The sequence below is a fragment of the Pseudomonas sp. GW821-FHT01A09 genome, assembly GCF_058986725.1.
The window spans coordinates 286,502-313,172 of record NZ_JBYSWB010000001.1 but is presented as its reverse complement, the minus strand read 5'-3'; the positions used below and the strand labels follow the sequence as shown (position 1 = coordinate 313,172).

Annotated in this window: 24 protein-coding genes, 2 tRNA genes and 1 pseudogene; 15 read left to right on the top strand and 12 right to left on the bottom strand. The window is 61.4% G+C overall.

Annotated elements, in window-relative coordinates:
- Positions 1 to 32 precede the first annotated feature (32 nt).
- Both AC3WJP_RS01380 and AC3WJP_RS01375 read left to right on the top strand, forming a co-directional pair.
- Entirely contained in the window at positions 33 to 2,033 is a 2,001-nt protein-coding gene (locus AC3WJP_RS01380) for a peptidase U32 family protein (RefSeq protein WP_493719436.1), read from the top strand.
- 320 nt (positions 2,034 to 2,353) lie between these two features.
- The gene (locus AC3WJP_RS01375) at positions 2,354 to 3,325 is read left to right on the top strand and encodes an aliphatic sulfonate ABC transporter substrate-binding protein (protein ID WP_493719435.1); all 972 of its coding nucleotides are present in this window, start codon (positions 2,354 to 2,356) and stop codon (positions 3,323 to 3,325) included.
- Positions 3,326 to 3,432: 107 nt separating this feature from the next.
- Here AC3WJP_RS01375 and AC3WJP_RS01370 read toward each other — a convergent pair whose 3' ends face one another.
- Together AC3WJP_RS01370 and AC3WJP_RS01365 are read right to left on the bottom strand one after the other, a co-directional pair.
- Positions 3,433 to 4,098, bottom strand: a complete 666-nt coding sequence (locus AC3WJP_RS01370; RefSeq protein WP_493719434.1) for a polysaccharide lyase family 7 protein — start codon at positions 4,096 to 4,098, stop codon at positions 3,433 to 3,435.
- Between the two features lie 281 nt (positions 4,099 to 4,379).
- Positions 4,380 to 5,237 (bottom strand): SDR family oxidoreductase, encoded by an 858-nt coding sequence (locus AC3WJP_RS01365; RefSeq protein WP_493719433.1) that lies wholly within the window; start codon positions 5,235 to 5,237, stop codon positions 4,380 to 4,382.
- A gap of 86 nt (positions 5,238 to 5,323) precedes the next feature.
- On the opposite strand from AC3WJP_RS01365, the gene AC3WJP_RS01360 reads away from it, so the two are divergent.
- The 7 genes from AC3WJP_RS01360 (at position 5,324) to AC3WJP_RS01330 (ending at position 12,072) form a co-directional block, all read left to right on the top strand.
- The gene (locus tag AC3WJP_RS01360) at positions 5,324 to 5,731 is read left to right on the top strand and encodes a winged helix-turn-helix transcriptional regulator (protein WP_493719432.1); all 408 of its coding nucleotides are present in this window, start codon (positions 5,324 to 5,326) and stop codon (positions 5,729 to 5,731) included.
- Complete coding sequence (locus AC3WJP_RS01355; RefSeq protein ID WP_493719431.1) at positions 5,731 to 6,933, top strand: DUF8534 domain-containing protein; 1,203 nt, start codon at positions 5,731 to 5,733, stop codon at positions 6,931 to 6,933. The genes AC3WJP_RS01360 and AC3WJP_RS01355 overlap by 1 nt, the downstream gene beginning before the upstream one ends.
- 162 nt (positions 6,934 to 7,095) lie before the next feature.
- The gene (locus tag AC3WJP_RS01350) at positions 7,096 to 7,737 is read left to right on the top strand and encodes a DUF1345 domain-containing protein (RefSeq protein ID WP_493719604.1); all 642 of its coding nucleotides are present in this window, start codon (positions 7,096 to 7,098) and stop codon (positions 7,735 to 7,737) included.
- Between the two features lie 99 nt (positions 7,738 to 7,836).
- Positions 7,837 to 8,859, top strand: coding sequence for a LacI family DNA-binding transcriptional regulator (locus tag AC3WJP_RS01345; RefSeq protein WP_493719430.1), 1,023 nt, complete (start codon positions 7,837 to 7,839; stop codon positions 8,857 to 8,859).
- Between the two features lie 84 nt (positions 8,860 to 8,943).
- On the top strand, positions 8,944 to 9,741 hold the full coding sequence (locus tag AC3WJP_RS01340; RefSeq protein WP_493719429.1) for an AP endonuclease: 798 nt from the start codon (positions 8,944 to 8,946) through the stop codon (positions 9,739 to 9,741).
- Positions 9,734 to 10,687: a sugar kinase gene (locus AC3WJP_RS01335; RefSeq protein WP_493719428.1), complete on the top strand. Its 954-nt coding sequence runs from the start codon at positions 9,734 to 9,736 to the stop codon at positions 10,685 to 10,687. Before AC3WJP_RS01340 ends, AC3WJP_RS01335 begins: the two co-directional genes overlap by 8 nt.
- A gap of 83 nt (positions 10,688 to 10,770) precedes the next feature.
- Entirely contained in the window at positions 10,771 to 12,072 is a 1,302-nt protein-coding gene (locus AC3WJP_RS01330; RefSeq protein WP_493719427.1) for an MFS transporter, read from the top strand.
- A 9-nt stretch (positions 12,073 to 12,081) separates the two neighbouring features.
- Here the strand turns inward: AC3WJP_RS01330 and AC3WJP_RS01325 are convergent, their stop codons facing one another.
- From AC3WJP_RS01325 to AC3WJP_RS01315, 3 genes are all read right to left on the bottom strand, one after another.
- Positions 12,082 to 14,460, bottom strand: a complete 2,379-nt coding sequence (locus AC3WJP_RS01325; RefSeq protein WP_493719426.1) for a response regulator — start codon at positions 14,458 to 14,460, stop codon at positions 12,082 to 12,084.
- A 71-nt stretch (positions 14,461 to 14,531) separates the two neighbouring features.
- Positions 14,532 to 14,993 carry a response regulator gene (locus AC3WJP_RS01320; RefSeq protein WP_493719425.1) on the bottom strand — a complete coding sequence of 154 codons (462 nt, stop codon included), beginning with the start codon at positions 14,991 to 14,993 and terminating at the stop codon, positions 14,532 to 14,534.
- A gap of 49 nt (positions 14,994 to 15,042) precedes the next feature.
- Positions 15,043 to 17,289, bottom strand: a complete 2,247-nt coding sequence (locus tag AC3WJP_RS01315) for an ATP-binding protein (protein WP_493719424.1) — start codon at positions 17,287 to 17,289, stop codon at positions 15,043 to 15,045.
- Between the two features lie 206 nt (positions 17,290 to 17,495).
- Between AC3WJP_RS01315 and AC3WJP_RS01310 the strand changes: the two genes are divergently transcribed.
- The 5 genes from AC3WJP_RS01310 to AC3WJP_RS01290 all read left to right on the top strand — a co-directional run bounded on the left by AC3WJP_RS01310 (position 17,496) and on the right by AC3WJP_RS01290 (position 21,298).
- A complete protein-coding gene (locus tag AC3WJP_RS01310; protein WP_493719423.1) occupies positions 17,496 to 17,729 on the top strand; it encodes a DUF6555 family protein in 234 nt (77 codons plus the stop codon).
- A gap of 140 nt (positions 17,730 to 17,869) precedes the next feature.
- A complete protein-coding gene (locus AC3WJP_RS01305) occupies positions 17,870 to 18,121 on the top strand; it encodes a hypothetical protein (RefSeq protein WP_493719422.1) in 252 nt (83 codons plus the stop codon).
- A gap of 117 nt (positions 18,122 to 18,238) precedes the next feature.
- Positions 18,239 to 19,960, top strand: a complete 1,722-nt coding sequence (locus AC3WJP_RS01300; RefSeq protein ID WP_493719421.1) for an ATP-binding protein — start codon at positions 18,239 to 18,241, stop codon at positions 19,958 to 19,960.
- Between the two features lie 309 nt (positions 19,961 to 20,269).
- Positions 20,270 to 20,599 carry a hypothetical protein gene (locus AC3WJP_RS01295; RefSeq protein ID WP_493719420.1) on the top strand — a complete coding sequence of 110 codons (330 nt, stop codon included), beginning with the start codon at positions 20,270 to 20,272 and terminating at the stop codon, positions 20,597 to 20,599.
- A gap of 3 nt (positions 20,600 to 20,602) precedes the next feature.
- Positions 20,603 to 21,298: an SOS response-associated peptidase family protein gene (locus AC3WJP_RS01290; protein WP_493719419.1), complete on the top strand. Its 696-nt coding sequence runs from the start codon at positions 20,603 to 20,605 to the stop codon at positions 21,296 to 21,298.
- A 457-nt stretch (positions 21,299 to 21,755) separates the two neighbouring features.
- Here AC3WJP_RS01290 and AC3WJP_RS01285 read toward each other — a convergent pair.
- A pseudogene (locus tag AC3WJP_RS01285) lies at positions 21,756 to 21,983 on the bottom strand (chemotaxis protein); the annotation flags it as partial.
- A 99-nt stretch (positions 21,984 to 22,082) separates the two neighbouring features.
- Here AC3WJP_RS01285 and AC3WJP_RS01280 point away from each other — a divergent pair.
- Entirely contained in the window at positions 22,083 to 22,400 is a 318-nt protein-coding gene (locus AC3WJP_RS01280) for a DUF6555 family protein (RefSeq protein WP_493719418.1), read from the top strand.
- A 198-nt stretch (positions 22,401 to 22,598) separates the two neighbouring features.
- Here AC3WJP_RS01280 and AC3WJP_RS01275 read toward each other — a convergent pair.
- The 6 genes from AC3WJP_RS01275 to AC3WJP_RS01250 all read right to left on the bottom strand — a co-directional run bounded on the left by AC3WJP_RS01275 (position 22,599) and on the right by AC3WJP_RS01250 (position 26,667).
- Positions 22,599 to 22,685, bottom strand: a tRNA-Leu gene (locus AC3WJP_RS01275).
- Between the two features lie 234 nt (positions 22,686 to 22,919).
- On the bottom strand, positions 22,920 to 23,306 hold the full coding sequence (locus AC3WJP_RS01270; RefSeq protein ID WP_493719417.1) for a DUF4124 domain-containing protein: 387 nt from the start codon (positions 23,304 to 23,306) through the stop codon (positions 22,920 to 22,922).
- A gap of 262 nt (positions 23,307 to 23,568) precedes the next feature.
- A tRNA-Cys gene (locus AC3WJP_RS01265) sits at positions 23,569 to 23,642 on the bottom strand.
- Positions 23,643 to 24,050: 408 nt separating this feature from the next.
- Positions 24,051 to 24,908: a cache domain-containing protein gene (locus tag AC3WJP_RS01260; protein WP_493719416.1), complete on the bottom strand. Its 858-nt coding sequence runs from the start codon at positions 24,906 to 24,908 to the stop codon at positions 24,051 to 24,053.
- A complete protein-coding gene (locus AC3WJP_RS01255) occupies positions 24,905 to 25,705 on the bottom strand; it encodes a cyclase family protein (protein WP_493719415.1) in 801 nt (266 codons plus the stop codon). Before AC3WJP_RS01255 ends, AC3WJP_RS01260 begins: the two co-directional genes overlap by 4 nt.
- Positions 25,702 to 26,667, bottom strand: a complete 966-nt coding sequence (locus tag AC3WJP_RS01250; protein ID WP_493719414.1) for an NAD-dependent epimerase/dehydratase family protein — start codon at positions 26,665 to 26,667, stop codon at positions 25,702 to 25,704. The genes AC3WJP_RS01255 and AC3WJP_RS01250 overlap by 4 nt, the downstream gene beginning before the upstream one ends.
- Between the last annotated feature and the right edge of the window lie 4 nt (positions 26,668 to 26,671).

The window sequence follows — 26,671 nt, the reverse complement described above, 5'->3', positions numbered from 1 at the left end:
GCCTTGACCGTGACAGACCTGACTAAAAAAACATGTCCCTACCCAAGCATCACCTGGAACTCCTGAGCCCGGCGCGTGACGTCGCCATTGCGCGGGAAGCCATCCTGCATGGCGCCGATGCCATCTACATCGGTGGCCCGAGCTTCGGCGCGCGCCACAACGCCTGCAACGAATTGCGCGATATCGCCGAGCTGGTGGAGTTCGCCCATCGCTACCACGCGCGGGTCTTCACCACCCTCAACACCATCCTCCACGACAACGAGCTGGAGCCCGCACGTACGCTGATCCATCAGCTCTACGACGCTGGGGTCGATGCCCTGATCGTGCAGGACCTCGGGGTGCTGGAGCTGGACATCCCGCCGATCGAGCTGCATGCCAGCACCCAGACCGACATCCGCACCCTGGCGCGCGCGAAGTTTCTCGACCAGGCCGGGTTCTCCCAGCTGGTACTGGCCCGCGAGTTGAACCTGCAGGAAATCCGCGCCATCAGCGAAGAGACCGATGCCGCCATCGAGTTCTTCATCCATGGCGCCCTGTGCGTGGCGTTCTCCGGCCAGTGCAACATCTCCCATGCCCATAACGGCCGCAGCGCCAACCGCGGCGATTGCTCCCAGGCCTGCCGCCTGCCTTACACCCTCAAGGATGACCAGGGCCGCGTCGTCGCGTTCGAGAAACACCTGCTGTCGATGAAAGACAACAACCAGAGCGCCAACCTGCGCGCCCTGGTCGAGGCCGGCGTGCGTTCGTTCAAGATCGAAGGCCGCTACAAGGACATGGGCTATGTGAAGAACATCACTGCCTATTACCGCCAGCGTCTGGACGACATCCTCGAAGACCGCCCTGACCTGGCACGCGCCTCCAGCGGCCGTACCGCGCACTTCTTCGTGCCCGATCCGGAGAAGACCTTCCACCGCGGCAGCACCGACTACTTCGTCAGCGATCGCAAGATCGACATCGGCGCCTTCGATACCCCGACCTTCACCGGCGTGCCGGTGGGCGTGGTCGAAAAAGTCGGCAAGCGTGACCTGATCGTCAACACCTTCGAGCCGCTGTCCAACGGCGATGGCCTCAACGTGATGGTCAAGCGTGAAGTGCTGGGCTTTCGTGCCAATATCGCCGAGCCCAAGGGCGAGTTCGAGGAGGATGGGCAAAAACGCTATCGCTACCGCGTCGAGCCCAACGAGATGCCCAAGGGCCTGAACCTCAAGCCCAACCACCCGCTGAGCCGCAATCTGGACCATAACTGGCAGCAGGCGCTGCTCAAGACCTCGGCCGAGCGTCGTATCGGCATTGCCTGGGGCGCGCGGCTGAGCGAAGCGCGTCTGGAGCTGACCGCCACCAGCGAAGAAGGCGCCAGCGCCAGCGTTGCGCTTGAGGGCCCTTTCGGGCTCGCCAACAAGCCGGAACAGGCACTCGAGCAACTGCATGACCTGCTCGGCCAATTGGGGACCACCCAGTACCACGCCACGGACATCAAGCTCGATGCACCGCAGGCATATTTCATCCCCAATTCGCAGCTCAAGGCCTTGCGCCGTGAAGTCATCGAGGCCTTGACTGCGGCCCGCATCGCCATTCATCCCCGAGGTGGGCGCAAGGCCGAAACCACCCCGCCGCCGGTGTACCCGGAGTCGCACTTGTCGTTCCTGGCCAACGTCTACAACCAGAAGGCCCGGGACTTCTATCATCGCCACGGGGTCAAGCTGATCGACGCCGCCTACGAGGCCCATGAAGAAACTGGCGAAGTGCCGGTGATGATCACCAAGCACTGCCTGCGCTTCTCGTTCAACCTGTGTCCCAAGCAGGCCAAAGGCGTCACCGGCGTGCGCACCAAGGTCGCGCCGATGCAGCTGATTCATGGTGACGAGGTGCTGACCCTGAAGTTCGATTGCAAGCCTTGCGAGATGCATGTGATCGGCAAGATGAAGGGCCACATCCTCGACTTGCCGCTGCCGGGCAGTGGCGGCGTCAAGCAGATCGTCGGGCATATCAGCCCCGAAGACCTGCTCAAGACCATCCCACGCGCGGCGCATTGACCGAACACTGTAGCGAGGGGGCTTGCCCCCGATTCGGCGTATCGGCTGCCCCCCCGTAGTTGATGCGTTTTTCGGGGGCAAGCCCCCCCGCTACAGGGTTGGCGTCGGCACAGCCATATTCCTTTTCTCCCTCCTAGGTTCGACCAGCTGCGCAGCGGTGCCTGAATGTGAAGATCCAGGGCACTTAGCCTGCAATCGTCTCGATAAAAATCATCCCCATCGCGAATAACCTAATAGCGAAATGATATTTATCGAAAATTTCTTACAACCATATGATCTTTATAAATGCAGTTTTATCTCCCCTGACACCGAGTACCTCCATGCCAGCCTTCATCAGACGCGCTACCACCCGCCGTTCCGCCGCCCTGGCCGGGCTGTTCCTGGCCGTCGCCTGGACGCTCGCCGTACCCGCCCAGGCCGCCGAAACCATCCGCATCGGCTATCAGAAATCGTCGACCCTGATCACCTTGCTGAAAAGCCAGGGCACGCTGGAGAAGGCCCTGCAGGACAAGAACATCCAGGTCAGCTGGCATGAATTCCCCAGCGGCCTGCCGCTGCTGGAAGCGCTGAACATCGGCAACGTCGACATCAGCGCCGACGTCGCCGACACCGTGCCGATCTTCGCCCAGGCTGCGCAGGCCAAGCTCACCTACTTCGCTGAAGAGGCACCCTCGCCTTCGGCCCAGGCCATCGTCGTACGTAACGATTCGCCGATTCAGCAACTGGCGGACCTCAAGGGCAAGAAGATCGCCGTGACCAAGGCCGCGGGCACCCACTATCTGTTGATCGCCGCGCTGGCCAAGGCCGGCCTGAAGTTTTCCGACATCGACCCGGCCTACCTGTCCCCGGCCGATGGCCGCGCCGCGTTCGAGAACGACAAGGTCGACGCCTGGGTGACCTGGGAACCCTTCCTCACCAGCGTTCAGCGCCAGTTGCCGACCCGCGTGCTGGCCGACGGTACCGGCCTTGCCAACTACAAGCGCTATTACCTGACCAGCACCCCGTACGCCAAGGCTCATCCTGAAGTGCTCAAGCTGGTGTACGCGCAACTGCAGCAGGCCGGCCAATGGATCAAGGCTCACCCGCAAGACGCCGCCAAGGTACTGGGGCCGCTGTGGGGCAATCTGGACGAAGCAACCGTAGAGGCCGCCAACGCCCACCGCAGCTACCTGGTCGAGCCGGTCCAGGCTGACCAACTGGGCGAACAACAGAAAATCGCCGATGCCTTCTTCGCCGCCAAACTGCTGCCCAAGGCCGTGGATGCCCGCGACGTGGAAATCTGGAAGCCCTGATCGATTTTGCCGCGCGAGGCCGTGAACTGTCCTCAAATGCCGGGCCGTGCCGAGCGGGCGCCGGTTCGGACCCAGGTCGATCCCGAGTGCGCGGCGGCGCGCTAGGTTCAGCCCTTGTTGGGGTGAGTGGCCTTGAGGGCGTAATAGGTGACCTTGCCGCCTTCGCTGGCATAGCCGGTGTTGTCCAAGGTGTAGTTGCCCGCCTTGAAGTAGAACTGATACGGCTTCCAGTTGCCGTGGAGCTTGGTCTTCACGCCTTGGCCGTTGATCATCATGATCACCTCGCCCTCTTTGTTGATGCGCATCGAGTAGTTGAAGGCCTGGCCCAGGGGCATGTTGGTGCGGGTGTAGACGATCGGACTGTTGGCGTCGCCCGGCTTGGTGCGGTAGGTGATGTCGACGTTGCCGCTGCCGTTTTGCCAGCGGTACTGGATCTTGACCAGCGGGGATGGCGAGTTGATCGCGTGTATCTGCGCGACCACCACTTTGCCTTCGGACGGCACCTGATTGACGGCGACCTTGCCGGTCAGGGTGTTGCTGCCACTGTTGTAGCGCCAGCTCAACGGGCTGCCGGCCTCGTCGGTTTCGCGCAATTCGCTGCGGGGGAAATGGCTGCTGCCGAAGTGCGCCCCCGTCACTGGGGCCCAGAACACCAGGGTGCTGCCGACGCGCTTGAAGTAGGAGTCGGTCCAGGTCTGCAGGCGAACGGTGGCGACTGTCAGCGCGGGGGACCCTTGGGGAATGGTGAGATTCCAGGTGGATAGATCGATCATGGGGTGGATAGGCTCCGGATTCACAATGACGTGAGATAACCCGTCATACGGGCAGAGGCCGGGAAGTATCCTGTTTGAAATAATGCACTTGGGCCACTATTGGGCAAAGTTCCGAGAAATCAGTCGAAAAATTGACGAACGGTCCAAATCACGGCCGGGAATGTTCTGGTTGCCCCCTGTAGCGAGGGGGCTTGCCCCCGATACGATAGATCAGCCCCAACAGTGCTAACTGACCCACCGCCTCGGGAGCAAGCCCCCTCACCACAGAGCTGTCCCGCCAATCAAAGTGCAGCAAGTGCCTGTTTGAGCGAATCGGCGATCGGTGTCGTGGGCCGCCCGATCAGCTTGCTGAGTCGTTTATCGTCATCGAACAGCGCGCCTTTTGCGGCTGCGGCGTCCGAGTCGGCCAGCAGGTCGGCGACGGCTTCCGGCAGGCCGACCTCGATCAGCACTTTCTTGTACTCGGCCTGGGGCAGGTCCTTGTAAGCCACCTGAGTACCCGATTGCCGGGTAATCAGCGCCGCCAATTCGGTCAGGGTATAGCTGTCGTCGCCTGCCAGTTCGTAAACCTTGCCTTCATGACCGGCGCTGGTGAGCACCACGGCAGCCGCCACGGCATAGTCGGCGCGGCTGGCGGAAGAAACGCGGCCCTCCCCGGCGCTACCCAGCAAGGCATTGTGGGCCAGCGCGCCGCCGACACCGGCCAGATAGTTCTCGCTGTACCAGCCGTTGCGCAAGAGCACATGCGCCACCCCGCTGGCTTGCAGCGCCCGCTCGGTCTGGCGATGCTCCTCGGCCAGACCCAAGGCTGAGGTATCGGCATGCAGCACGCTGGTATAAGCCACCAACCTGACGCCCGCCGCCTTGGCCGCATCGATCACGGCCTGGTGCTGGGCCGCGCGCTGGCCGAGTTCGTTGGAGGAGATCAACAGCAGTTTCTCGACCCCCGCCAATGCGGCGCTCAAGGTGCTCGGCTGGCTGTAATCGGCATGACGAACATCGACGCCCAGTTCGGCGATGTCCTCGGCTTTTTGCGGGTCGCGCACCAGGGCGACCACCTGGTCTGCCGATACACGTTGCAGCAATGCGGTGATGACCAGGCGGCCGAGTTGGCCAGTGGCTCCAGTAATCGCGATCATGAAATAGTCCTTGCGGGCAGTGAGAAGAGTCGTCACCCTACCCCTCTAGCTAACTTTTAGTAAGTACGTACAAAAAGGTAAGTGTGATGAGTATTTCCGAGACCTTCGCCGTGCCCTTTTCCGTCGCCGCGCGGCGTGGCGAGCTACTCGACGCCCAATGCCCCTCGCGCGAAGTGCTCAAGCACATGACCAGCCGCTGGGGCGTGCTGGTGCTGGTGATCCTGCTGGGCGGCATGCACCGCTTCAGCGACCTGCGGCGCAAAATCGGCGGCGTCAGCGAAAAGATGCTCGCGCAGACCCTGCAGGGCCTCGAGGCCGACGGGCTGCTGAATCGCAAATCGCTGCCGGTGGTGCCGCCCCATGTCGAATACAGCCTCACGCCTTTGGGCGTGGAAGCGGCAAAGCATCTGGAAGCCATCGTGGACTGGATCGAAGCCAGCATGCCGCGGATCATGGCACACCGCGAACGCCGTGAAGAAGAGTCTGCCGACTGATGCGCATCATCGAAAAAAGCGGCGGCCTGGTCCGCACCCTCACCCCCGCCGAACAGCAACTGCTCGAAGGCTTCGTGACCGCGCGCCTTGAAGGCGTGGCCCAACTGCAAGCCAATCAATGGCTGATGCGCATCCGCGCCGCTGGGCAGTGGCTGGCGTGCGATTGCCAGGCCAATGTGCTGCCGGTGATGAACGTCACCCTCAACAGCAATACCGGCACGCTGTTCCTCAAGAACAACCCCGGCACCGCCGAACATGCCAGCGGCTGCCCCTTCACCAAGGATGAGCGCGAGCCTGGCAGCGCCGAGCCCGACGAGGCGATCACAGCGGCCTCCTGGCTGCCACCGGACACGGCGCTGAAGCTGATCGGCGACTTTCGCGCGTCCGGCGGCGATGCCGCCGGCCAGGCAACAGCCTCCAGCCCGCAGGCGCGCAAGGAACATCACCGGTTGCTGTCGCTGGCCTTGACCCTGATCGAGGCCTCGGGCTTGAACGTCTACGCTACCCACGCCAGGTCGAGCCTGACCGAACAGTTCGCGCGGCTGCGTAGCGTGGCGGCGCGCTACCCGTTGATCGAGCGGGTACCGGCCAGCCACTACCTGGAAACCCGCATCGACATGAAGCACATGATGATGCTCAAGAGCCGTCTCAAGGACTCGACGGCGTTCGCCGGACATCGGCGCTACGGGTTGCTGCTCGACTGCGTCAGCGAGGTACGCGGGCGCAAGGTGTTCAACGAACGCAATCAGGACGGCTTCGACTTTCAAGGCCATCACCTGTTATGGGGCGGCGCGCGCACCGGCGGGCCATTGCTGGCGCTGGCGATCTACTCGACCGCCACGTCCGGCAGCCAGTTCTACCAGCTGATCAACGTCGCCACCGTACCGGTACTTTCGCGCGGCCAGCTGTTTCCGGTATTTCGCGATGAAGAGCGCGAGCCCTTGAAGGCGCTGGTCAAGCTGATCGACTGGATGGCCAGCAAGGGCGTGGCGGTGACCATGCGCCGGCCGGTGATCGGCGCCGCAGTGATGGACGAACTGGTGCTCAGTGCCGAGGGCGATCGGGTGTTGTCGGTGTCGCTGGTCAAGCAGCCGCTGGGGCCGGAACCGAGCTCGGATACCTTCAAGCGCTACGCCGATTTCAAGAGCCTGGAGACCTTCAGCAAGTACGTGGCGGGATTCTTCATGCGCGAGCGTAGCTGACCCTGTAGCGAGGGGGCTCGCCCCCGAAAAGGGTGGCAGCAAGATCCAGGGCCTCACGCCCGGCAAGCCCGGGCGATCCCCCGCAACAGGGTCTGCGTATCGTTTTTGAGCCGACTGGGTAATAATCGCCGCTTTCCCGCCCAGTGAAAGGCTTCCATGGCCCTGCCCCGCCTCGCCCACACCCATCCGCGCCTCACCGCTTGCGTGCTGCTCGGAATCGTCGCCGCCGTTTTGATACCTGCGTCTTCGCTGATCGCCAAAATCCTCATCGGCTGGAACACCGGCACCTGGTGTTATCTGGCGTTGATGCTGTGGCTGGCGGCTCGCTCGCCCTTCGCGCGGGTCAAGCAGATTGCCGAGGTCGAGGACGAGAACGCCGGGCTGGTGCTGGTCACCGTGTGCGTTGCGGCAATCGCCAGCCTGGTCGCCATCGGCCTGGAGCTGGCTGCCAGCCAAGGCCCGGCCAACAGCGCGCATACGCTGGACTACCTGTACACGGGCCTGACCGTGGTTGGCTCCTGGCTGCTGATCGGGGTGATTTTCGCCCTGCACTATGCGCGGCTGTTCTATACCAGCACCGGCAAGGAACCGACCCTGCGCTTCGCCGACGGTGAAACCAATCCTGACTACTGGGACTTTCTGTATTTCTCCTACACCCTGAGCGTGGCCGTGCAGACCTCCGATGTCGGCGTCGCCTCGCGCCCGTTACGCAAGACGGTCCTGGCCCACTCGCTGATCGGCTTCGTCTTCAACACCGTGATACTGGGGTTTTCCATCAACGTCGCCGCAGGGCTGATGCATTGACCGACCAACGGCCACTTGACGTGGTGGCCGAACAGGTGTTTCCTGAAACCGGTTTCAAATGCCTTTCGCCTGGCAATAACACCCATAAAGGAATCAGGCATGAGCAGTATTTCCATCGCCCAGCGTAACCGCGTCACCATGCTCGACGTGGCCGAACGCGCCGGGGTCTCCAAGGCCAGCGTGTCGCGCTTTATCGGTGACGATCGCGCCTTGCTGTCCGAGCTCACCGCCGAACGCATCGAACGCGCCATTGCCGAGCTCGGCTACCGCCCCAATCAAATGGCCCGTGGCCTCAAGCGCGGTCGTACACGCCTGATCGGCATGCTCATCGCCGATATCCGCAACCCCTATTCCATTGCCGTGATGCACGGCGTCGAAAGCGCCTGCCGCCGCCACGGCTACAGCCTGGTGATGTGCAATACCGACCGCGACCAAGTGCAGGAAGGCGAGCAGCTGGCGGCGGTGCGCGCCTACAACGTCGAAGGCTTGATCGTTAACACTCTCGGCCATCAGCTGGGTGAATTGCGCGAGCTGCACCGCGAGATGCCCATGGTGCTGGTGGACCGCAAGGTCGATCAGCTCGACAGTGATCTGGTCGGGCTGGACAACCCGGCGGCCGTCGCCACCGCCATCGATCACTTGCGTGCGCAGGGTTACCGCGACCTGCTGCTGGTCAGCGAACCCCAGGACGGCACCAGCTCGCGGACCGAGCGCGCTGCCGCCTTCAACACCCAGCTCCAGGCCCATGCCGACCTGCAAGGCGCGGTGATCTACACCGCGGATGACCTGGATGGGCAGCTGCAAGCTTTTCTGCAGCGCCCGGGCCCCGGTCCCAAGGCATTCTTCTGCGCCAATGGCGTGGCTACGCTGGCGACTACCCTCGCCTTGCACCGGCTGGGCCACAGCCTGTTCGACGACTTCGGGCTGCTGGCCCTCGATGAGCTCGATTGGTACCCCTTGGTAGGCGGTGGCATCACTTCTTTGGCGCAGCCCACTCACGAGATCGGCGTGCGCGCTTTCGAATGCCTGCTGGAACGTCTGCAGGGCAGCCAGAGTCCTACAAGAAGGGTGGACTTTGGCGTGGAATTGATCGTTCGTGGTTCGACCCGTTTGCGTCTGTAGCGCACGAGGCTGACACGGCATTGGGGGTAATGACCCCATGTTTCGCACTGCACAAAATGAAACCGGTTACAGAGGATAATAATAATGACTCTTCATCCCGTCTCCATCAGCTTGTCCAGCTACGGCGCCGATCTGGTCCGCGAGCGCGGTCAGGCGTGGTTCATCGATCTGCTGGCCGATGCCGACGTCAGCACCATCGAACTGCGCGAAGAACTCGGCCTGCCTGACGACAAGCATGCGCTGGCAACGGCCATCAAGGCTCGCGGGCTTGACTGCGTGTATTCCTCGCCGATCGAACTCTGGGCGGCCGACGGCAGCTTGCAGGCGTCCATGCTGGCCGCTGCCCAGGCTCAGGCGCATGCCTGCGGCGCGCAGTCCCTCAAGGTGTCTTTGGGGTTTTTCCCCGAGCACGGGGAACTGGCAACGCTCCATTCATTACTGAATGACCATCCGGTGCGCCTGCTGGTCGAGAACGACCAGACCCCACAAGGCGGCCAGATCGACCGGCTGGCACGGTTCTTCAGCGCCGCGCGCGCGGTACAAGTGCCGGTCGGTATGACCTTCGATATCGGCAACTGGCAATGGCAGGCGCAATCGCTGTTCGATGCCCTCGAACGGCTCGGCCAGTACGTCGAATACGTGCACTGCAAAGGCGTGCAACGCACCGCCGGCGGCAAGTTGGTCGCCACCCCGCCCACGCCACGTGACTTGCATCTGTGGGAGCAAGTGCTGCGCCATGTGACCCCTGGCGTGCTGCGCGCTGCCGAGTTCCCGTTGCAGGGTGAGGATCTGGCCCGCGTCACTCGCACCCAGGTCGCCGCCCTCGCCCGCCTAGGTCAGCCCCATCAGAGCCCGCTGCATGAGGTGACCGCTCATGTCTGAATTCGACGTGTTGTGCTTCGGTGAAACCATGGCCATGTTCGTGGCCGAACAGACCGGCGACCTGGCCGGCGTCGAGGTGTTTCGCAAGCGTATCGCCGGCGCCGACAACAACGTGGCGATCGGCCTGGCGCGCCTGGGTTTCGATGTCGCCTGGCTGAGCCGGGTCGGCGACGACGCCCTGGGGCGCTTCGTGGTCGCCACCCTCGAGCGCGAGGGCCTGGACTGCAGCCATGTGACCGTGGACGCTCGCTACCCCACCGGCATTCAATTCAAGTCTCGGCAAGACGACGGCAGCGATCCGGCCGTCGAGTATTTTCGCAAGGGCTCGGCGGCCAGCCACTTGAGCATTGCCGACCTCAGCCAGCGCTTGCTCGCCGCCAGCCATGTACACGCCACCGGCATCCCCCCGGCCTTGTCCCCGGACACTCACGAACTGTCTCGACATGTGATGCACGAGATGCGCAGCCGTGGCCGCAGCGTGTCGTTCGACCCCAATCTGCGACCGTCGCTATGGCCGTCGCAGGCGCAGATGATCGCCAGCATCAATGCCTTGGCCGCGCAGGCGGACTGGGTGTTGCCCGGGCTGGCCGAGGGGCAACTGCTGACCGGCTACCAGACGCCCGAAGACATCGCCGCGTTTTATCTCGACCAAGGCAGTGAAATGGTCGCGATCAAGCTGGGCCCGGAGGGTGCCTATTACCGTACGGCGCAGGAGCAAGGCTACGTTGCCGGGTTTGCGGTGGCCAAGGTGGTCGACACCGTGGGTGCCGGCGACGGCTTCGCGGTCGGGGTCATCAGCGCGCTGCTCGAGACCCACGGCGTGGCGCAGGCAGTGACCCGCGGCAACTGGATCGGCAGCCGCGCAGTGCAAACCCAGGGCGACATGGAGGGCTTGCCGCTACGTGCCGAACTGGAAGCCGACAGCCACTGGCAACGAAGCGCCTGAATCCGGGTGCTGCTACATCTGATGGTCCATTTCAATTGCCGCAGAGCGCTCGCGACAACAACAAAAAGCTCAGGAGTCGAACCATGGAAAAGCTCAAACTGGCAAGCCGCCGCTGGTGGTATCTCATGCCAATCGTCTTCATCACCTACAGCCTGGCCTATCTGGACCGCGCCAACTATGGCTTTGCCGCGGCCTCGGGCATGGCCCACGACCTGCAGATCACGCCGGGGCTGTCCTCGATGCTGGGGGCGCTGTTCTTTCTCGGGTACTTCTTCTTTCAGGTGCCGGGGGCGATCTATGCCGAGAAGCAGAGCGTCAAGAAGCTGATATTCGTCAGCCTGATTCTCTGGGGCGGCCTGGCGTCGCTCACAGGTGTGGTGGACAACGCCTATTGGCTGATCGTCATTCGCTTTTTGCTCGGCGTGGTCGAGGCCGTGGTCATGCCGGCGATGCTGGTGTACCTGTGCCACTGGTTCACCCGAGCCGAACGCTCGCGGGCCAATACCTTCCTGATCCTGGGCAATCCGGTGACCATGTTGTGGATGTCGGTGGTCTCGGGTTATCTGGTGCAGCATTTCAGCTGGCGCTGGATGTTTATCGTCGAGGGCATGCCGGCGGTGATCTGGGCGTTTATCTGGTGGCGCCTGGCCGATGATCGGCCGCAGCAGGCCAAGTGGCTGAGCGATGCGGACAAGCAGGCCCTGCAAAGCGCTTTGGAAGCCGAGCAGCAAGGCATCAAGCCGGTGAAGAACTACGCCGAAGCCTTCCGCTCGCCCAAAGTGATACTGCTGTCGGTGCAGTATTTCTGCTGGAGCATCGGCGTCTATGGCTTCGTGCTATGGCTGCCGTCGATCCTCAAGGCCGGCCAGGAGATGGACATGGTTGAGGCCGGCTGGCTGTCGGCGCTGCCCTACCTGGCAGCGGTGATCGCCATGGTCGTGGTGTCGTGGGGCTCCGACAAGCTGCAGAAGCGCAAGCGTTTCGTCTGGCCACCGCTGCTGCTCGCCGCCGTGGCGTTCTATGCCTCTTACGCGCTGGGCAGCCAGCACTTCTGGTGGTCGTACAGCCTGTTGGTGCTGGCCGGCGCCTGCATGTATGCGCCCTACGGGCCGTTTTTCGCCATCGTTCCGGAGATCCTGCCGGGCAACGTGGCGGGTGGCGCCATGGCGCTGATCAACAGCATGGGCGCGCTAGGGTCTTTCGCCGGGTCCTATCTGGTCGGTTACCTCAACGCCACGACTGGCAATCCCGGTGCGTCCTATCTGTTGATGAGCGGCGCGCTGTTGATTTCAGCCGTGTTGACCATGGCCCTGAAGACCCGCGATGCGCAGCAAGTCGCCCCACAGGCGTCGCTTGTGGGGCATGCATCGGTCAGAAGTCACTGACTGCGACGCTTACGGCTGCAACGCCCGTTGCAGCTTGAGCGCCAGTTCATCACCGCGAAAGGGTTTCTGCACGATGATGTGTTGCAACGGATCGAGCCCGCCGGGTTCGGCGAAGCCGGTGATGAACACGATCGGCATGTGCGGCAAGCGCGAATGCACGTGCAACGCCAGCTCGGCGCCGGTCATGCCGGGCATGGCGTAGTCGGTCAGGACCAGGTCGATGCCGTCTTCCAACAGTTGCATGGCAACTGCGCCGCTGTTGGCTTCGATCACCCGGTAGCCCAGGCCCTCGACCACGGCGCAGGTGACGTTGCGCACCGTGTCGTCGTCATCGACCAGCAGGATGGTGCGCTGGGGTTGTTCGCTCACGGCCTGGAAAGATTCCAGCAGCGGCGGCGCATCCTGCGGCGCGGCATCGCGAATGGCCGGCAGATACACGCGCACCGTGGTGCCCTTGCCCAACTCGGTATCGATACTCACCCCGCCGCCCGACTGCTTGGCGAAGCCGAATACCTGGGCAAGCCCCAGGCCGGAGCCCTTGCCCACCTCTTTGGTGGTGAAAAACGGCTCGAACGCCTTGGCCACTACCGCTGCGCTCATGCCGCTGCCGGAGTCGGCGATCGACAACACCACATAGCGGCCCGGCTCGGGTTCTTCTGGGCGTTGCGGCGCCAGGCTGACCGTCTCGTTGCGCGTCTGCAGCTTCAACAGGCCGCCATTGGGCATGGCATCCCGGGCGTTGATGGCGAGGTTGAGAATGATCATTTCGGTCTGGGTCGGGTCCACCAAGGCGTTCCATAGGTCCGCCGCAGTATCGGTCTCGACCCAGATGCTGCCGCCCAGCGAGCGCTGCAGCAGCTCGAACATGCCCAGCAAGGTGTCGTTGAGGTTGACCGGCAATGGCTCCAGGCGCTGGCGCCGCGAGAACGACAGCAATTGCCCGGTCAATTTGGCGCCCCGCTCGCCGGCCTCCTGAATGCTTTGCAGACGACTGCGGAACTTGTCGAACTGGCCTTTCTCCAGGTCGCGGCTGAGGAAGCTCGAACTGGCGAGGATGACCGTCAGCAGGTTGTTGAAGTCGTGTGCCACACCGGCCGTCAGCTGGCCCACCGCCTCCAGGCGTTGCATCTGGTGCAGCGCCGCCTCGACGCGCTCGCGCTGATTGATCTGATCGCGCAGACGCTGGTTGGTCGCCGCCAGCTCATCGACGATGGCGCGCTCGCCGGTGATGTCGCGCACGGCGGCATACATCAAGCCTTCGTCCGGCACCATGGTCCAGGACAACCAGCGAAAATCCCCGGCGGCGTGACGCATGCGATTGACGAAGCGGCTGGATACATTGCCCTTGGCGATGTTGTCGATTTCCTGCACCGTGGCGTCGATATCGTCCGCGTGGATCAGATCCAGCAGACAACCATCGAGCAGCTGCTGACGGGTCCAGCCCAGCGTCACCTCCCACGCTGGATTGAGTGCGATGGGCTGCATGCCGAAGGTCATCACCGCCAGCAACTCGCGGGACAGCTCCCAGGTGCGATCGCGTTCGCGGGTACGCTTCTGCACGCGATCGCCCAGCAGTTCGTTGAGCCGCTCTAGCGCTTCGGTGCTCTGCTTGCGCTCGCTGATGTCCTGAATCACCCCGGTAAAGCGCACACATTGACCGTTCACGAAGGCCGAACGGCCGCTGGTCGACAACCAGCGTTCGCTGCCATCGGGCAGCAGGATACGGTACTCCACCTGATAGCCACGGTCGTCGGGGCCGGCCAATGCCTCGTGGATTCTTGCCTCGAGGAGCTGCAAGTCGTCGGGGTGGGTACGGGAGAGAGAGTAGTCGAAAGTGACATCGCAGCCGGGTTCGAGGGCATAGAGCGTCTTGCAGCGCTCGTCCCAGATCAAGTTGCCACTGCGGGGATCGTAATCCCAGGTGCCCATTTGCGCGGCATCGATGGCCAGGCGCGCCCGTGCTTCGACTTCGTGCAGGTTCTGTTCGGCGACCTGCCGCTGCTGGCGCTCACGCACCTCGGCCAAGGCACGGTTGACCGCCTTGGGCAGCAGCGACAGGTTCTGTTTGAGGACATAGTCGACCGCGCCTTGACGCATCATGGCCACGGCGTGTTCTTCGCCGAAGATCCCGGACAGGAAGATAAACGGCGTCTGCGGCGCGCATCGGCGCGCGCACTCCAGCACCTGACCGCCGGAAGAGCCCGGCAGCATGTAATCGCTGAGAATCAAATCGAAGGGTTGTGCCAGCAAGGCCTGTTCGGCGCCAAGGTGGTCATGCACCACCAGCGTGTCGATTTCGAGTCCGCTGCGTTCGAGGGTCAGCACGGTCAACTCGGCGTCACGGGGGCTGTCTTCGACGAACAGCAGTTTCAGCGGCTTTGCGGGCATCAAGGATCGTCTTTCAGGTCATGGGCAATCAGCCGGGGCGTGAGTCCGGGCTGCGATTCGAGGTTCGTGAATCAGGAATCGGAACGGCGAATCAGCCGCGCCGAACCGGGCGGCGGCTCGTTAAGCACCGCCCAGAACACGCCGAGATCGGAGATGGCCGCCACGAATTCCTTGAATTCGACCGGTTTGACCACGTAAGCGTTCACTCCCAATTCATACGCGCGCTGCAAATCCGGTTCTTCGCGCGAAGACGTCAGCATCACCACCGGGATACTGCGCAAGTCGGTCGATTCGCGGACCGATTTCAGCACTTCCAGGCCATCGACTTTGGGTAGCTTGAGGTCCAGCAACATCACCGCCGGATTGCCTTCGAACCGATCACTGTGGGCACCGCGACGCAGCAGGTAGTCGAGCGCCTCGGCACCGTCGCGCAGGACGATGACTTCGTTGGCCAATTGGCTGCGCTCGAGCGCTACCAGGGTCAGTTCCAGGTCATGGGGATTGTCTTCGACCAGAACGATGGGTTTGAGCATAGGGGCCTCATTTGTTTCCGCTTGCGAGCTTCGCAGGTGCTGCAAGCGATCAGTCATGTTTAGGGAGAGCAAAAAAGAAGGTTGCGCCTTTGTCCAGAGCACTTTCGGCCCAGACGCGGCCGTCATGGCGTTCAATGATACGCCTTACGCTGGCAAGGCCGATGCCGGTGCCCTCGAACTCTTCCATGCGATGCATACGTTGAAACACGCCAAACAGTTTACTGGCGTACTCCATATCGAAGCCCACGCCATTGTCGCGCACGAAAATCACCACCTCGCGGGCTCGCTCGTAGGAGCCGACCTCGATCACCGCGTGCTCGCGCTTGCGGCTGTATTTGATCGCGTTGGACATCAGGTTGCGCAGCGCCAGATGAATGAACGCGGCATCGGCAAAGATGATCGGCAATGGATCGATCTTCCAGGTCAGGTCGCGCCCTTCATAGTCCGGAAGCATCTCGGTACGAATGGATTCGACCAGCACGCCCAGGTTGACGTCGGAAAACCGCAGCGCCGCGCGGCCCATCTGGGAAAAGCTCAGCAGATTGTCGACCAGAGTGCCCGCAAAGCGCGCGGACTCGCCGATATGTTCGAGGAAACGCACCCCGCGCTCTGAAAGCTTGGCGGCTTCTGTGTCACTGAGCAATTCGGCGTAACCGGCGATATGCCGCAGGGGGGCGCGCAGGTCGTGGGAAACGCTGTAGGAAAAGGCTTCGAGCTCCTTGTTGGATTTTTTCAGCTCACCCGCCAGTTGCGCCATTTCTTCGGCCTTGCGCAACACGATACCCAGGGTCGCGGTACGCAACTCGGCGACACCTTCGATATCCAGCGCATGCCAAGGCGTGGAATAGCCGCTGACGCTTTCTTGCCAGCGTTCGAAACTGTGGCGCGGGTTCAACGCGCCGGCGTCGTTGAGGCTCTTTTCGGGGCGACCAGCCCACTCCACGGTGCGGGTCTGTTCGGGCTTGAACCAGATCAGGTAGTGCGAGTGGATTTCCGAAATCGCCACCGCCAGCACGCCACCGATGTGGGCGGCCAGGTTGGGCAATTGCGGGATATCGCGGCTGACGTTGTCACTCTGGAATACTTCGGCGCCGGCCTGATGGTTCGCCAACCAACCGATCAAGGCATCGACCTGAGCCTGCGGCGGCGTGTTGCCGACCAGTTCGCAGCGCGAATCGGAAACGATTGCCGCGCCACTGGCGCCGGTAAAGTTGACGAATACCTGCGGCACGCTGAGCAAACCATCCCGGACGCTGTCGCGATCGGCCATGGCCGACAGCATCTGCACGATCTGGTGCCGCAAGTTGAGCATGCGCTCCGCTGAAGCCTGGGCTTCACGGGTCTCGATCTGCAACGACAACACGCTGCCCAGCAACTCGCACGCAGTGCGGGTCTGGAAACCCACCGGCCGGGGGCTGTCGTGGTGGCAGGAGATCAGCCCCCACAACTCGCCGCGAACCACGATCGAGATCGACATGGACGCCAGGGTGCCCATATTCAGCATGTACTGCACGTGCACCGGCGAAACACTGCGCAGCGCGGCAAATCCGAGGTCCAGCGGCAACCCGGTGCGCGGGTTGTTGACCGGAACCAGCGGCGACGGCCGGTAATGGGCGTCTTCGATCACGCGGATGCGGTTGGCGCAGTACAGGCGCCGGGCCTGTTGCGGAATATCGCTGGCCGGAAAACACAGGCCCATGTAGTTGGGATATCCCTCGTCGGCGATTTCCGCATTGACCAGGCCATTGCCCTCGCCATCGAAGCGGTAGGACTTGACCCGGCCGAAACCGGTCATGCCCTTGACCTCCTGCACCGCGCGCTCGCACAGCTCGTCGATGCTCTGGGCATCTTGCAACTGCCCGATGAAAGCACGCACGAGGGGGTAGATAGTGCCGTAGGCGCTCACCACGTCGTTGGCGGGCTCGAACTCGGCGATCAACACGCCGTCGTTACGGTGCACCATCATGGCAACCGGTTTGTCCGCACGACTGCCCTGATTGAAGCGCACGTCACCCACGTGAAAGGGATGCTGCTCGTCGACCGGCAGGGCCTTGAGCCGTGCAGCCAGCGAAGCGCTATCGATGAGCAGTTTGTGCAGGCTGTTGCCGACCACCCGATCGGTATCCAGCCCCAGCCAGTCCGAGACATTGGCGCTGGCCTGCAAGACCTCGAGGCTGTGTTCGTCGAGCACCAGCAAGAACCCGTGAGGCTGAATGCTCCCCGGGATATGAATAGGCTCTTTGGCGCAATTCTGCGCAGCGAGCGCGTAATCGGAGCCTGTCAAACTAGATGTCAAAGAAAATCTCCTCGTTGCCCCGCAGGTGCCCTGGTAGCGGGCAAAGCCGGGCATGGAAGACAAAGATATCGCAAAAACTGTACATAGGGTGCCCTTTTGCACAGCTTTCGTCCCGTTCAGCAGTTGTTTCAAGGTTTTTTCGGCCCGGCGGGAACTGGCCTATTGCCACATGGTCATACTCCGCTCAAAAGGGAGATGTGGCGCACATGAGCATCCAGAAACACTACCTGATCAGCTATCTGTTCAAGGGTGAACACAAGCAGTTCTCGCAGCGGGACTCGCGCATGTCGGATGCCGATGCCTGGTATTACTCGGCCCTGCACAGTGGCGCGGGCCGAGTCTACGGGGTGACCATGACCAAGGGCTGCGCCAGGGAAGTGCAGCTGCACGCCCAGCAATGTGGGGTGACCGGTGTGACCTGGAGGCGTATGCCAGGATGATGGCAATTGCTACCTCTTTCGGAACCTTAGGAGCAATTTGCTATCACAGGGTAATGCGCGCAGGAGTCGCCATCTCACTCAACCTTACGAGTAGTGCCCTTCACATGGACCTATCAATCGGAAACACGTACGGACAGTTGATGCGCAAACTCAGAGCGCCGCCCACTATCGATCAAGACCTGCGTGCCGTTGCCAGCCATCTGGAAGGCTCGATCGAGACCTTGCTGGCCATTTCACTGCGCCTGGCCAAGGTCGATGATCAGGTGCAACGCATGGAACTGGCGAAACTGATCCTGGCATTCCAGGATGATGCCGACCTGCTCCACTCCCATGCCGACCGATTGCGCGAGCGCGGCCTGGGCCGCGGACGACGTTCTACCGATATTGCCTAGCCAGTTGCTGCCCGGCTGTGCGGCTTTTTGTGCCACTGTCCTGCTGCTGGCAACTTTTCCCCGTGGCAGTGATAATGATGGCCACCTCGCCCAACTATCCAGCTCAGAGAACTGCGCATGTCCTATCGTGCCCCCCAGGACATCGCCCTCGACCTGGCCCTAGGCGCCCTGCTCGATACCCAGGTACGCGAAGGCCATTACTCCAACACTGACGACGCCCGTCGTGCCGCCTTTTCGATCCTTGAGAGCCGTGTCACCGGACAGCGCGACGTCACCGCCGAAAAGGCCGGCGAAACCGCTCTTCACGACTCGATGGACTTTGCCCGCCTTGCCCTTTCCGCCGTCAGCGGCGTAGGCGTCTGGACCTATGAAGTCTCCAACGACTGCTTCTACTGCGATGCCGGTATCAGCGAGCTGTACGGCATCGATCCGGTGCAGGCTGCCGCCGGTATCAAGCGCACGGAGTTTCTCGCCAATGTCCACCCCGACGATCTGATTGCCTTGCGCAGGACCATGGCCGGCGGCCTGGTGAACAGTGGCGACCTGGAGCTCGAATACCGCATCGTCCACCCCGACGGCTCCGTGCGCTGGGTCCTGTCCCGCGGCCATACCTACTTCAGCGCCGCAGGCGAGCCCGTCCGCCGCACCGGGGTGGGCGTGGAAATGACCGCCCAACGCTTGCTGGAACAGCAATTGCGCCAGAGCCAGAAAATGGAAGCCGTCGGGCAGCTCACCGGCGGGCTGGCGCACGACTTCAACAATTTGCTGACGGGCATAATGGGCAGCCTGGAGATGCTTCGGCTGCGCGTCGCTCAGGAGCGCTTCACCGATGTCGAGCGTTATCTGGATGCCGCTCAAGGCGCCTCCCGCCGTGCGGCGGCCCTGACCCACCGCCTGCTGGCGTTCTCCCGCCGGCAGACCCTCGAGGCCAGCCCGACCGACATCAACCGCCTGGTAAAGGGCATGCTCGAACTGATACGCAGCACCCTCGGGCCGAGTGTGCACATCCAAACCAAGGGCGAATCCAGTCTTTGGCTCACCCAGGTCGACGCCAACCAGTTGGAAAACGCCCTGCTCAACCTGTGCATCAACGCGCGTGACGCCATGCCGGCAGGCGGCACACTGACCATCAGCACCGCCAACTGCACCCTGAACGCCAAAACGGCGGCGGAACGCGAACTGCCGCCCGGCGAATACCTGACCCTGAGCGTCAGCGACACCGGCAGCGGCATGAGCAGCGACGTGATCGCTCACGCCTTCGACCCCTTCTTCACCACCAAGCCGACAGGCGAAGGCACCGGTCTGGGCCTCTCGATGATCTACGGCTTCGTGCGCCAGTCCGGCGGCAGCGTGCAGATCAACTCGCAGTTGGAGGTGGGCACCACGATGACCTTGTACCTGCCCAGGTCGCGTGCCGAAACCGCTCCCTCCTCTGGGCCTTCCGCCGCCGCGCTGCCGGCCTCGCCAGGCCAGGGCGAAACAGTACTGGTGATCGACGACGAGCCAACTGTGCGCATGCTCATTACCGAGGTGCTCGTGGACCTCGGCTACACCGCACTCCAAGCGGCGGACGGTGCCAGTGGCCTGGAAGTCCTGCAGAGCAATCCGCAGATCGACCTGCTTGTCACCGACGTCGGCCTGCCCGGCGGCATCAACGGCCGCCAGGTCGCCGATGCCGGCCGCGCCCTGCGGCCCGATCTGAAGGTGCTGTTCATTACCGGCTATGCGCACAACGCGGCGACCTGGGAAGACCAACTGGCGCCGGGGATGCATCTGCTGACCAAGCCGTTTTCGATGGATGACCTGACGGGGCGGATCAAGAGTGTGATTGGAGAATAAGGGGCGGATATTCTCTAAATCACTTTAGAATTAATAGTTATTTATTTGATTTAATTAGAATTTATATCTTAGAACTGGTATTCGGTATTTCCATCCCGGGGCCGCGTAGGTGGGATTAAATTGCCTCCACATAACCCCTACCGATGTCCATGACCAACTGCAAACTCGTGCCTCGGACCGATCGCTGGGTTATAGCCCCAAGCATGATCAATGCACTGAATGCCATGCGTCTCAGTTCATCCAGTCCTACTTGAGAATCTCTTGCCACTCGAATACTGTACGCACATACAGTATCAGCCGAGCAGTAGCATGGAAATCGACGACAGTGACTTCGGATGCCTGGGCATCCCTACCCCTCTGCAAATGTGGAAGCAGCAGTGCGTGCTGCTGGCCGCAGAGATCGAGGAGCACCAGGCCGATCTGCGCCGGTGCCGGGGCAATGTCGCGAAGCTGGTCGAGATCAATGCAACCCTGAGCACGGAGCGAGATCAACTCAAGACAGAGCTCAGCTACGCCAAGACAAAATTGTCTAATGCATATCTTGAGCTTTCAACGGTAAAAAACACGCTGAATGGCTATCAGGCATGGCAGGCGACGCTAAGCCAGGCCGACGCCGCCAAGCAGCGATCAGGGGAATAACCTATGTGTGGACGCCTCGCGCAAGTCGTGCGGATGGACCAGTTCCTCCTCGAGCTGAAGTTCCTGCGGGATATCGTCAGCTACTATGACCGGGAGCCGATCGAGCGCTACAACGTCGCACCCACAACCAGGGTGCAGATCCTGCGCGGTGCCAGGGATGGGCTGCACATCGACGCGGTGCGCTGGGGTTGGGCGCCGTTCTGGGCCAAAGGGAAGCGGCCAGATCCGATTAACGCGCGCGTTGAAACAGTCGCCACCGGCAGGTTCTTCAAGCAGATCTGGCCTATAGGCCGGGCACTGGTGCCAGCAAATGGATGGTTCGAGTGGGTCAAGGATGCAGACGACCCGAAGAAAAAGCAGCCCTACTTCATCAGGCTGAAGAGCCAGGCGCCGATGTTCTTTGCAGCGCTCGCTCAGGTGACGCCCGGACTCGAACCGCACGACGGCGATGGCTTTGTGATCATCACCGATGCCAGTGACGAGGGGATGGTCGATATTCATGATCGCCGGCCGGTGGTGCTGGGTCCGGAGCAGGCCTGCGAATGGATGCAGCCCGATCTGGAGCCTACTCGAGCAGAAGAACTGGCGCGCCATGGCGGCAGACCGGTCGCCGACTTCGAGTGGTACCGGGTGGGCAAGGCGGTGGGGAATGTGCGGAACCAGGGCTCTGAACTTATCAGTCCAATCGTCTTTACTTAATAGTTTGCGACATCTACTTAACATTGTATTTATAACCATGATACGCCCCCGCCGCCCGGGTTTGGCCATGGGGTACTCCGCGCCACGAAATGGCAGGTTTGAATTTGTGGCGCGTAACGCAGCGGCATTACGGATAAACCTTCCGACTTTAGGCCATAGCACCTTTGCCGATAAACGGGATGGGAATTTGTCTATCGTCAGCGTCAGGGCGCTCGCAAGCGAGACGACCAAAGGCGTCGAAATGCCGTACGACGGCAAAAAGTACGTCTTGCAATGCAATCCCACCTACAGCAGCGACAGGAAAGTTGAAATTGGTCGAGATTGTGAAAGGTACAGTTGACGGCCAGTTGCTAATAAGTGTCGAGTTCATATTCAAGTAACGTACGACCGGGCTGGCAATAGCATCAGGAGCTATTTATTAGCCCGATCCGCAGCTTCGTTCGCCTTGGTGGCGGCTTTGTCTGGCAAGCTGATCAGCTCGCGCCTCAGCGGCGTTTGCTCTCCTTCGCCTTATGTCTAGTAACTAGTTCAGCCGGCGGGCGGTGCCAATATCAGCGTTGTCCATAGCGCGATCCGTGGGGTCTTTCGCGAGGAACCGACGCAGCCACAGAAGGCCGCCGACGATGACGGTGCCGCTACCGGCCAGCCAGATGGCTGTACCTGGGCCGAGGTCGGAAGATTCCATCGTCACTCCAAAATTCAGGGGGTGCGGGTCTGTGGGAACGACATCAAGAGTTTTCGCTCTACTGCTCCACCAATCTCATTTTCCGGTTTCGGAGCAGTCATGGACTGGTATACCGATGGCAGCAACTGGTACGAGGTTTACTACGTACTGGATGGATCAAAAAAGCGTCTGGTCGTTGAGAAAAACAGCATGACCGAGCTTGAAGCATGGCTGTGCGCCATTCTTTACATATCGCCCGACGCCGGAGTTGTCAGTCGCGTGAAGAATTACGCGGAAGCGGTTTCGCTGGCGACCAAATACCAAATCGCGAGCGTCCGCTGGAATCGGCTGGAGGGGCAGAAGCCGAACAATCCTGGACTCCGGATCTTTGGTGACGATTTGGAGGGTGCCGTGTTTCAGTCGTTCCACTCTGAATAACGAATGGGATTTCAGAGCTTTTGCTAAGGTGGGCCGCCCTGGCGTCCATCCTGAATATGATTGCAGAGCAGTACATACGGGAGCGCGAAGGCAAGAAAGTGACACCGACAAAGTGAAGTGCGAACCAACTTCAAAATTGCGGACCCGAGAGAAGTTTGAAATTACTGGAGGAAAGCAGCCTAACTGCTTGATTTTGAATGGTGCCCGAAGCCGGAATCGAACCGGCACGCCCTTACGAGCGGGGGATTTTAAGTCCCATGCGTCTACCAGTTTCGCCATTCGGGCGGCAGCGCGGTGTTGCGGATCAGTTCGAGGCTTTGCTTTACCTGCGGCTAATAACCGGCAAGCGCTGCCTGGACACCTCGAACAGGCAGACGAATATATACATCCAGGCTGCCCTAGGCAAGCGGAAATCCACGATTCAGCGGCTGTATCCGCTTAATCCCCGTCAGACAAAGTGCTTTGGAATCAGCGCAATAGCGAAGGTTCTGAATGTACCGACAGAGCTGGAGCGCTGACTCAGGGGCCGTTGCCACCGCATGCGACTACCTGCCCGCCTCGGTTGCAGGTGTTGTAGTTGAAGCCTTGCTTGCCCTCGTACTTGAGCTTTTCGCCATTAGGGTCCGGGACCACGGTCACCGTGTATTTGATCCGCGTGTTATAGCCTTTGCGCAGGATCTCGGTAGCGCGCTCGTTGATCACCTGTGGCTTGGCATCCTCGGGGGATAAGCTTTTGAGCTTGGTGCGCACCGTGGTGCTTTCCCAGCTGGTGGCGCCCACTTCCGGCTTGCATGGCACTGACGCAAAGCTCACGGAGCCATCCAGGCGCGTGCACTTGAATACATCGGCCTGAGCGCTGGCGACGCCGCCCAGGAGCAGCGTCAGAAGGGTAAGGGATCGAATCATTGCGTACGTCCTTGTCGAGCAGTAATGCTGGCGACATGCGCCTGGGCTGAGAAATATATATTAAAGGGCCACTACTGTCGTAGCAATGCTCACTGCGGCATGGGACCTACTTCCTGGGACAGGATCGCCAGTCAGGCGTGCTTCATCCTTCACACCAAAAAACACGGCATTACCCGCGGCGCATGCAATTGCTAGATGACGCATTAATTGCCCACGCACAAAGAAAAACCCCGCAGACGCTAATCTGCGGGGCTTTCAAGGGTGGAGGCCGAGGTCGGAATCGAACCGGCATAGACGGATTTGCAATCCGCTGCATAACCATTTTGCTACTCGGCCCCAGATGTGAAGCACCCCTACCGGCTTGCTGCACACTTTAAACTGGAGAAACCGGAGCGGGAAACGAGATCAACATCCGATCGCTAACCATTTGATTAACCTAGGGTTTTTCTCATTCCTGCCTCAGGAATGGACGCAATTCTGGACTGGTTTCGAAGGGTTGTCAACACGCCGCACGAAAAACTTCCAGGCACGCCTGTAAATTACCACTCGGAGCCAGCACAAGACCGGATAGAGGTTTTACGCATTGGTCGGGAACCTCGATTGACACCTTGGCTCTCCTCGCGGGTCGAAGCGAGATACCTGGCATCTTCTGCGAGCATGCACATACTCCAATTCAATTGCACCACCGCCCACCTTTGAGAACGCGCGATGTTCGCCTTGCCAGCGCTGCCACGTACAGCCTGGTCAGGGCTGATGATCTTCCCCGGTAGAACCACGGTAATAGCCAACCACGGCCACGTAATCCCTTACCTTTTGAATCAAGGCATATTTATCCTCGACCCTGCCCGTCACCGGATTTTTCCAGCGATAGTCGTATTTGGCGGCGTCGCTTTTGCGCATCAATGCCATGATCGGCTCGCCCACAGGTTTGCCGGCAGGGTCATGGATACTGGCGAAATCAACGCCGACCAGGCGCAGGTTATAACCATGCGCGGCGTAGCGCCCCGTCCGCGAATCCACCACGAAGACATACAGGTCGTCTTCGCGAAAGTCCCCTGACAAATTGTTGATCGCCTTGATTGTTCCATCAGGGTCCTTGGCCAGCGCCGCTACAGCCCGGCCGAGCAGCTGCTGCGCCTGGGTGGCGCTAGCGTGAGGTACCGACTGAGTCGCGGCGATCACCCGGTCCCCGACTCTTTGAAAGTACACGCGCTTGAGCTCCACGCGCTGCTGAACGCTGTTGCTCCAGCGATATTCCACGCTTTGCACGCCCAGGTTATCGTTGGCGCTGAAGGCCTTGGCGAATGCGCTGTTCAGTTCCGCAGCCAGCACGTTGGACACTTCGCGGCCTATGAGCACGGCCGTAGGGCCGCCGCTGGCCAGCAGCGTACCGCGGTTGTCGATGACAAAGACAAAGCGATCACCATCAATGAATTCACCTTGTCGGCTAAATGCCGGCAGGGCCGCGTCACCTTGTAACCGATAGTAGTCGACGGCACGTTTGACCAGTGCACTGGCACGGACATCTTGTGCCCCATCATCGGCATGTGCCAGAGCGGTACAGAGCGCGAGACCAGCAGCCACAAACAAACGAAGATTCATAGCGAATCCACCGTCTCTGTGAAAATCGCCACGGCGCGAACGAAGCCGGCTGATGCGTGTTTGATCTTGTAGGGAAAGCACGACACTTCAAAACCATGGGCAGGCAATTGCTCAAGGTTGGCGAGTTTTTCCATCTGCCCGTAACCAATGTCCCGGCCCGCCTTGTGCCCTTCCCAGATGATTGCCGCGTCGCCACTCTGGGCGAACCGCTCGCGGGTGTATTTGAAGGGGGTATCCCAGCTCCACGCGTCGGTCCCGACCACCCTGACGCCACGATCGAGCAGATAAAGGGTGGCCTCGCGGCCCATGCCAACGCCGGCATCGAGGTAACCTGGCTGCCCGAACAATGCCCCTGCGCGGGTGTTGAGCAGCACAATATCCAAGGGCTGTAGCCTATGGCCGATGCGGGCCAGCTCCTGTTCGACCTCATGGGCGGTGACCACATGCCCGTCGGGCAAATGCCTGAAATCGAGCTTCACTCCGGGTTGCAGGCACCACTCCAACGGCAGCTCGTCAATTCCCCAGGCAGGCTGCCCGCCGTCAGTGGTCGATGCGTAGTGCCAGGGGGCGTCCATATGGGTCCCGCTGTGCGTTGTTATCTGCAGGCGCTCCGCCGCCCACGACTCGTTGCCAGGCATCTGGTCCATGCGCAGGCCAGGGAACATTGCAGCCATCTCGGGCCAGCCCTGCTGGTGGTCCATGTACTCGATCCTGGGGAGCAATGGCGGTGGATCGGTATACGGGTTGTTCTCGAGCGTGACCGACAAATCCACGAGACGACGTTTCGAGCTGTTCATAGGGCTTTCCTCCCGGCAGGCAATTTAAGGGCGTTGCGGACCAGCGTATTGGCGTTGCCGTCGTGACAAAAACCAGCGGCTTGTGCCCGTGAAGCCTTGAGCAGTGGCATCGCGCCGAACAGCGACTGAAGATGCGCGTCGGGCTCGAAGCTGATCGCGGCTCGCCCGGCGTCGCCGAAACGATTGGCCAAGGCGTCAAGTACCCGCGCCATCGACAAGCGCAGCACGGGCAGTTGCCACACGCGTTCGGTGCTGGCCTGCAGCGCGGGCAGCTCGGCGGCATGGATAAGGTTGTTGACGCAACACAGCGCCGACATCCACCAGGCGGTTGCCTCAGGGGCCACTGGGCAGACATAGGATTGCCCCGCCGCATAGGCATGCAACAGATCGCTCATGAAGGCACTGCGCAGCCCATTGGCCTGAGGCTGACGCGCCACGATACCCGGCAGCCTGAGCGCCCGGCCATCAACCTCGCCACGCCGGGCCAGGTCGCACAACGCCGTCTCGACCATCAGCTTGTGCGCGCCATAGGACAGCTGAGGGCACGTGGGGGCAGATTCATCCATGCGTGCGGGCAACGCCGCGCCATAGACCGCGACGCTGCTGGCATACACCAATACCGGCGGCCGGGCTTGCTGGCGCAGTTGATCGAACAGCTCCAGGCTGGCCAGCAGATTGACCTGGTAGCCCAGGCCGTAGTCCTGCTCCGCGGCGCCGCCTGGCACGCTGACCAGATGGAAGACCACATCGATACCATCGGCGAGCACTCGGCGAATCAGCGCGGCATCGGTGATGCTGCCCTTGTGCAGGCGTAATCGCGGGTCCTGGGCAAAGCCGTCCAGTTGAGCGTCGAGCAATAACAGGTGGCTGATACGTCGGCTGGCAATGGCTCCTTTTTCAAGCAGGCGCAGGACCAATTGCCGCCCCACGAAACCATTCGCGCCAGTGATCAATATGCGCATGGAA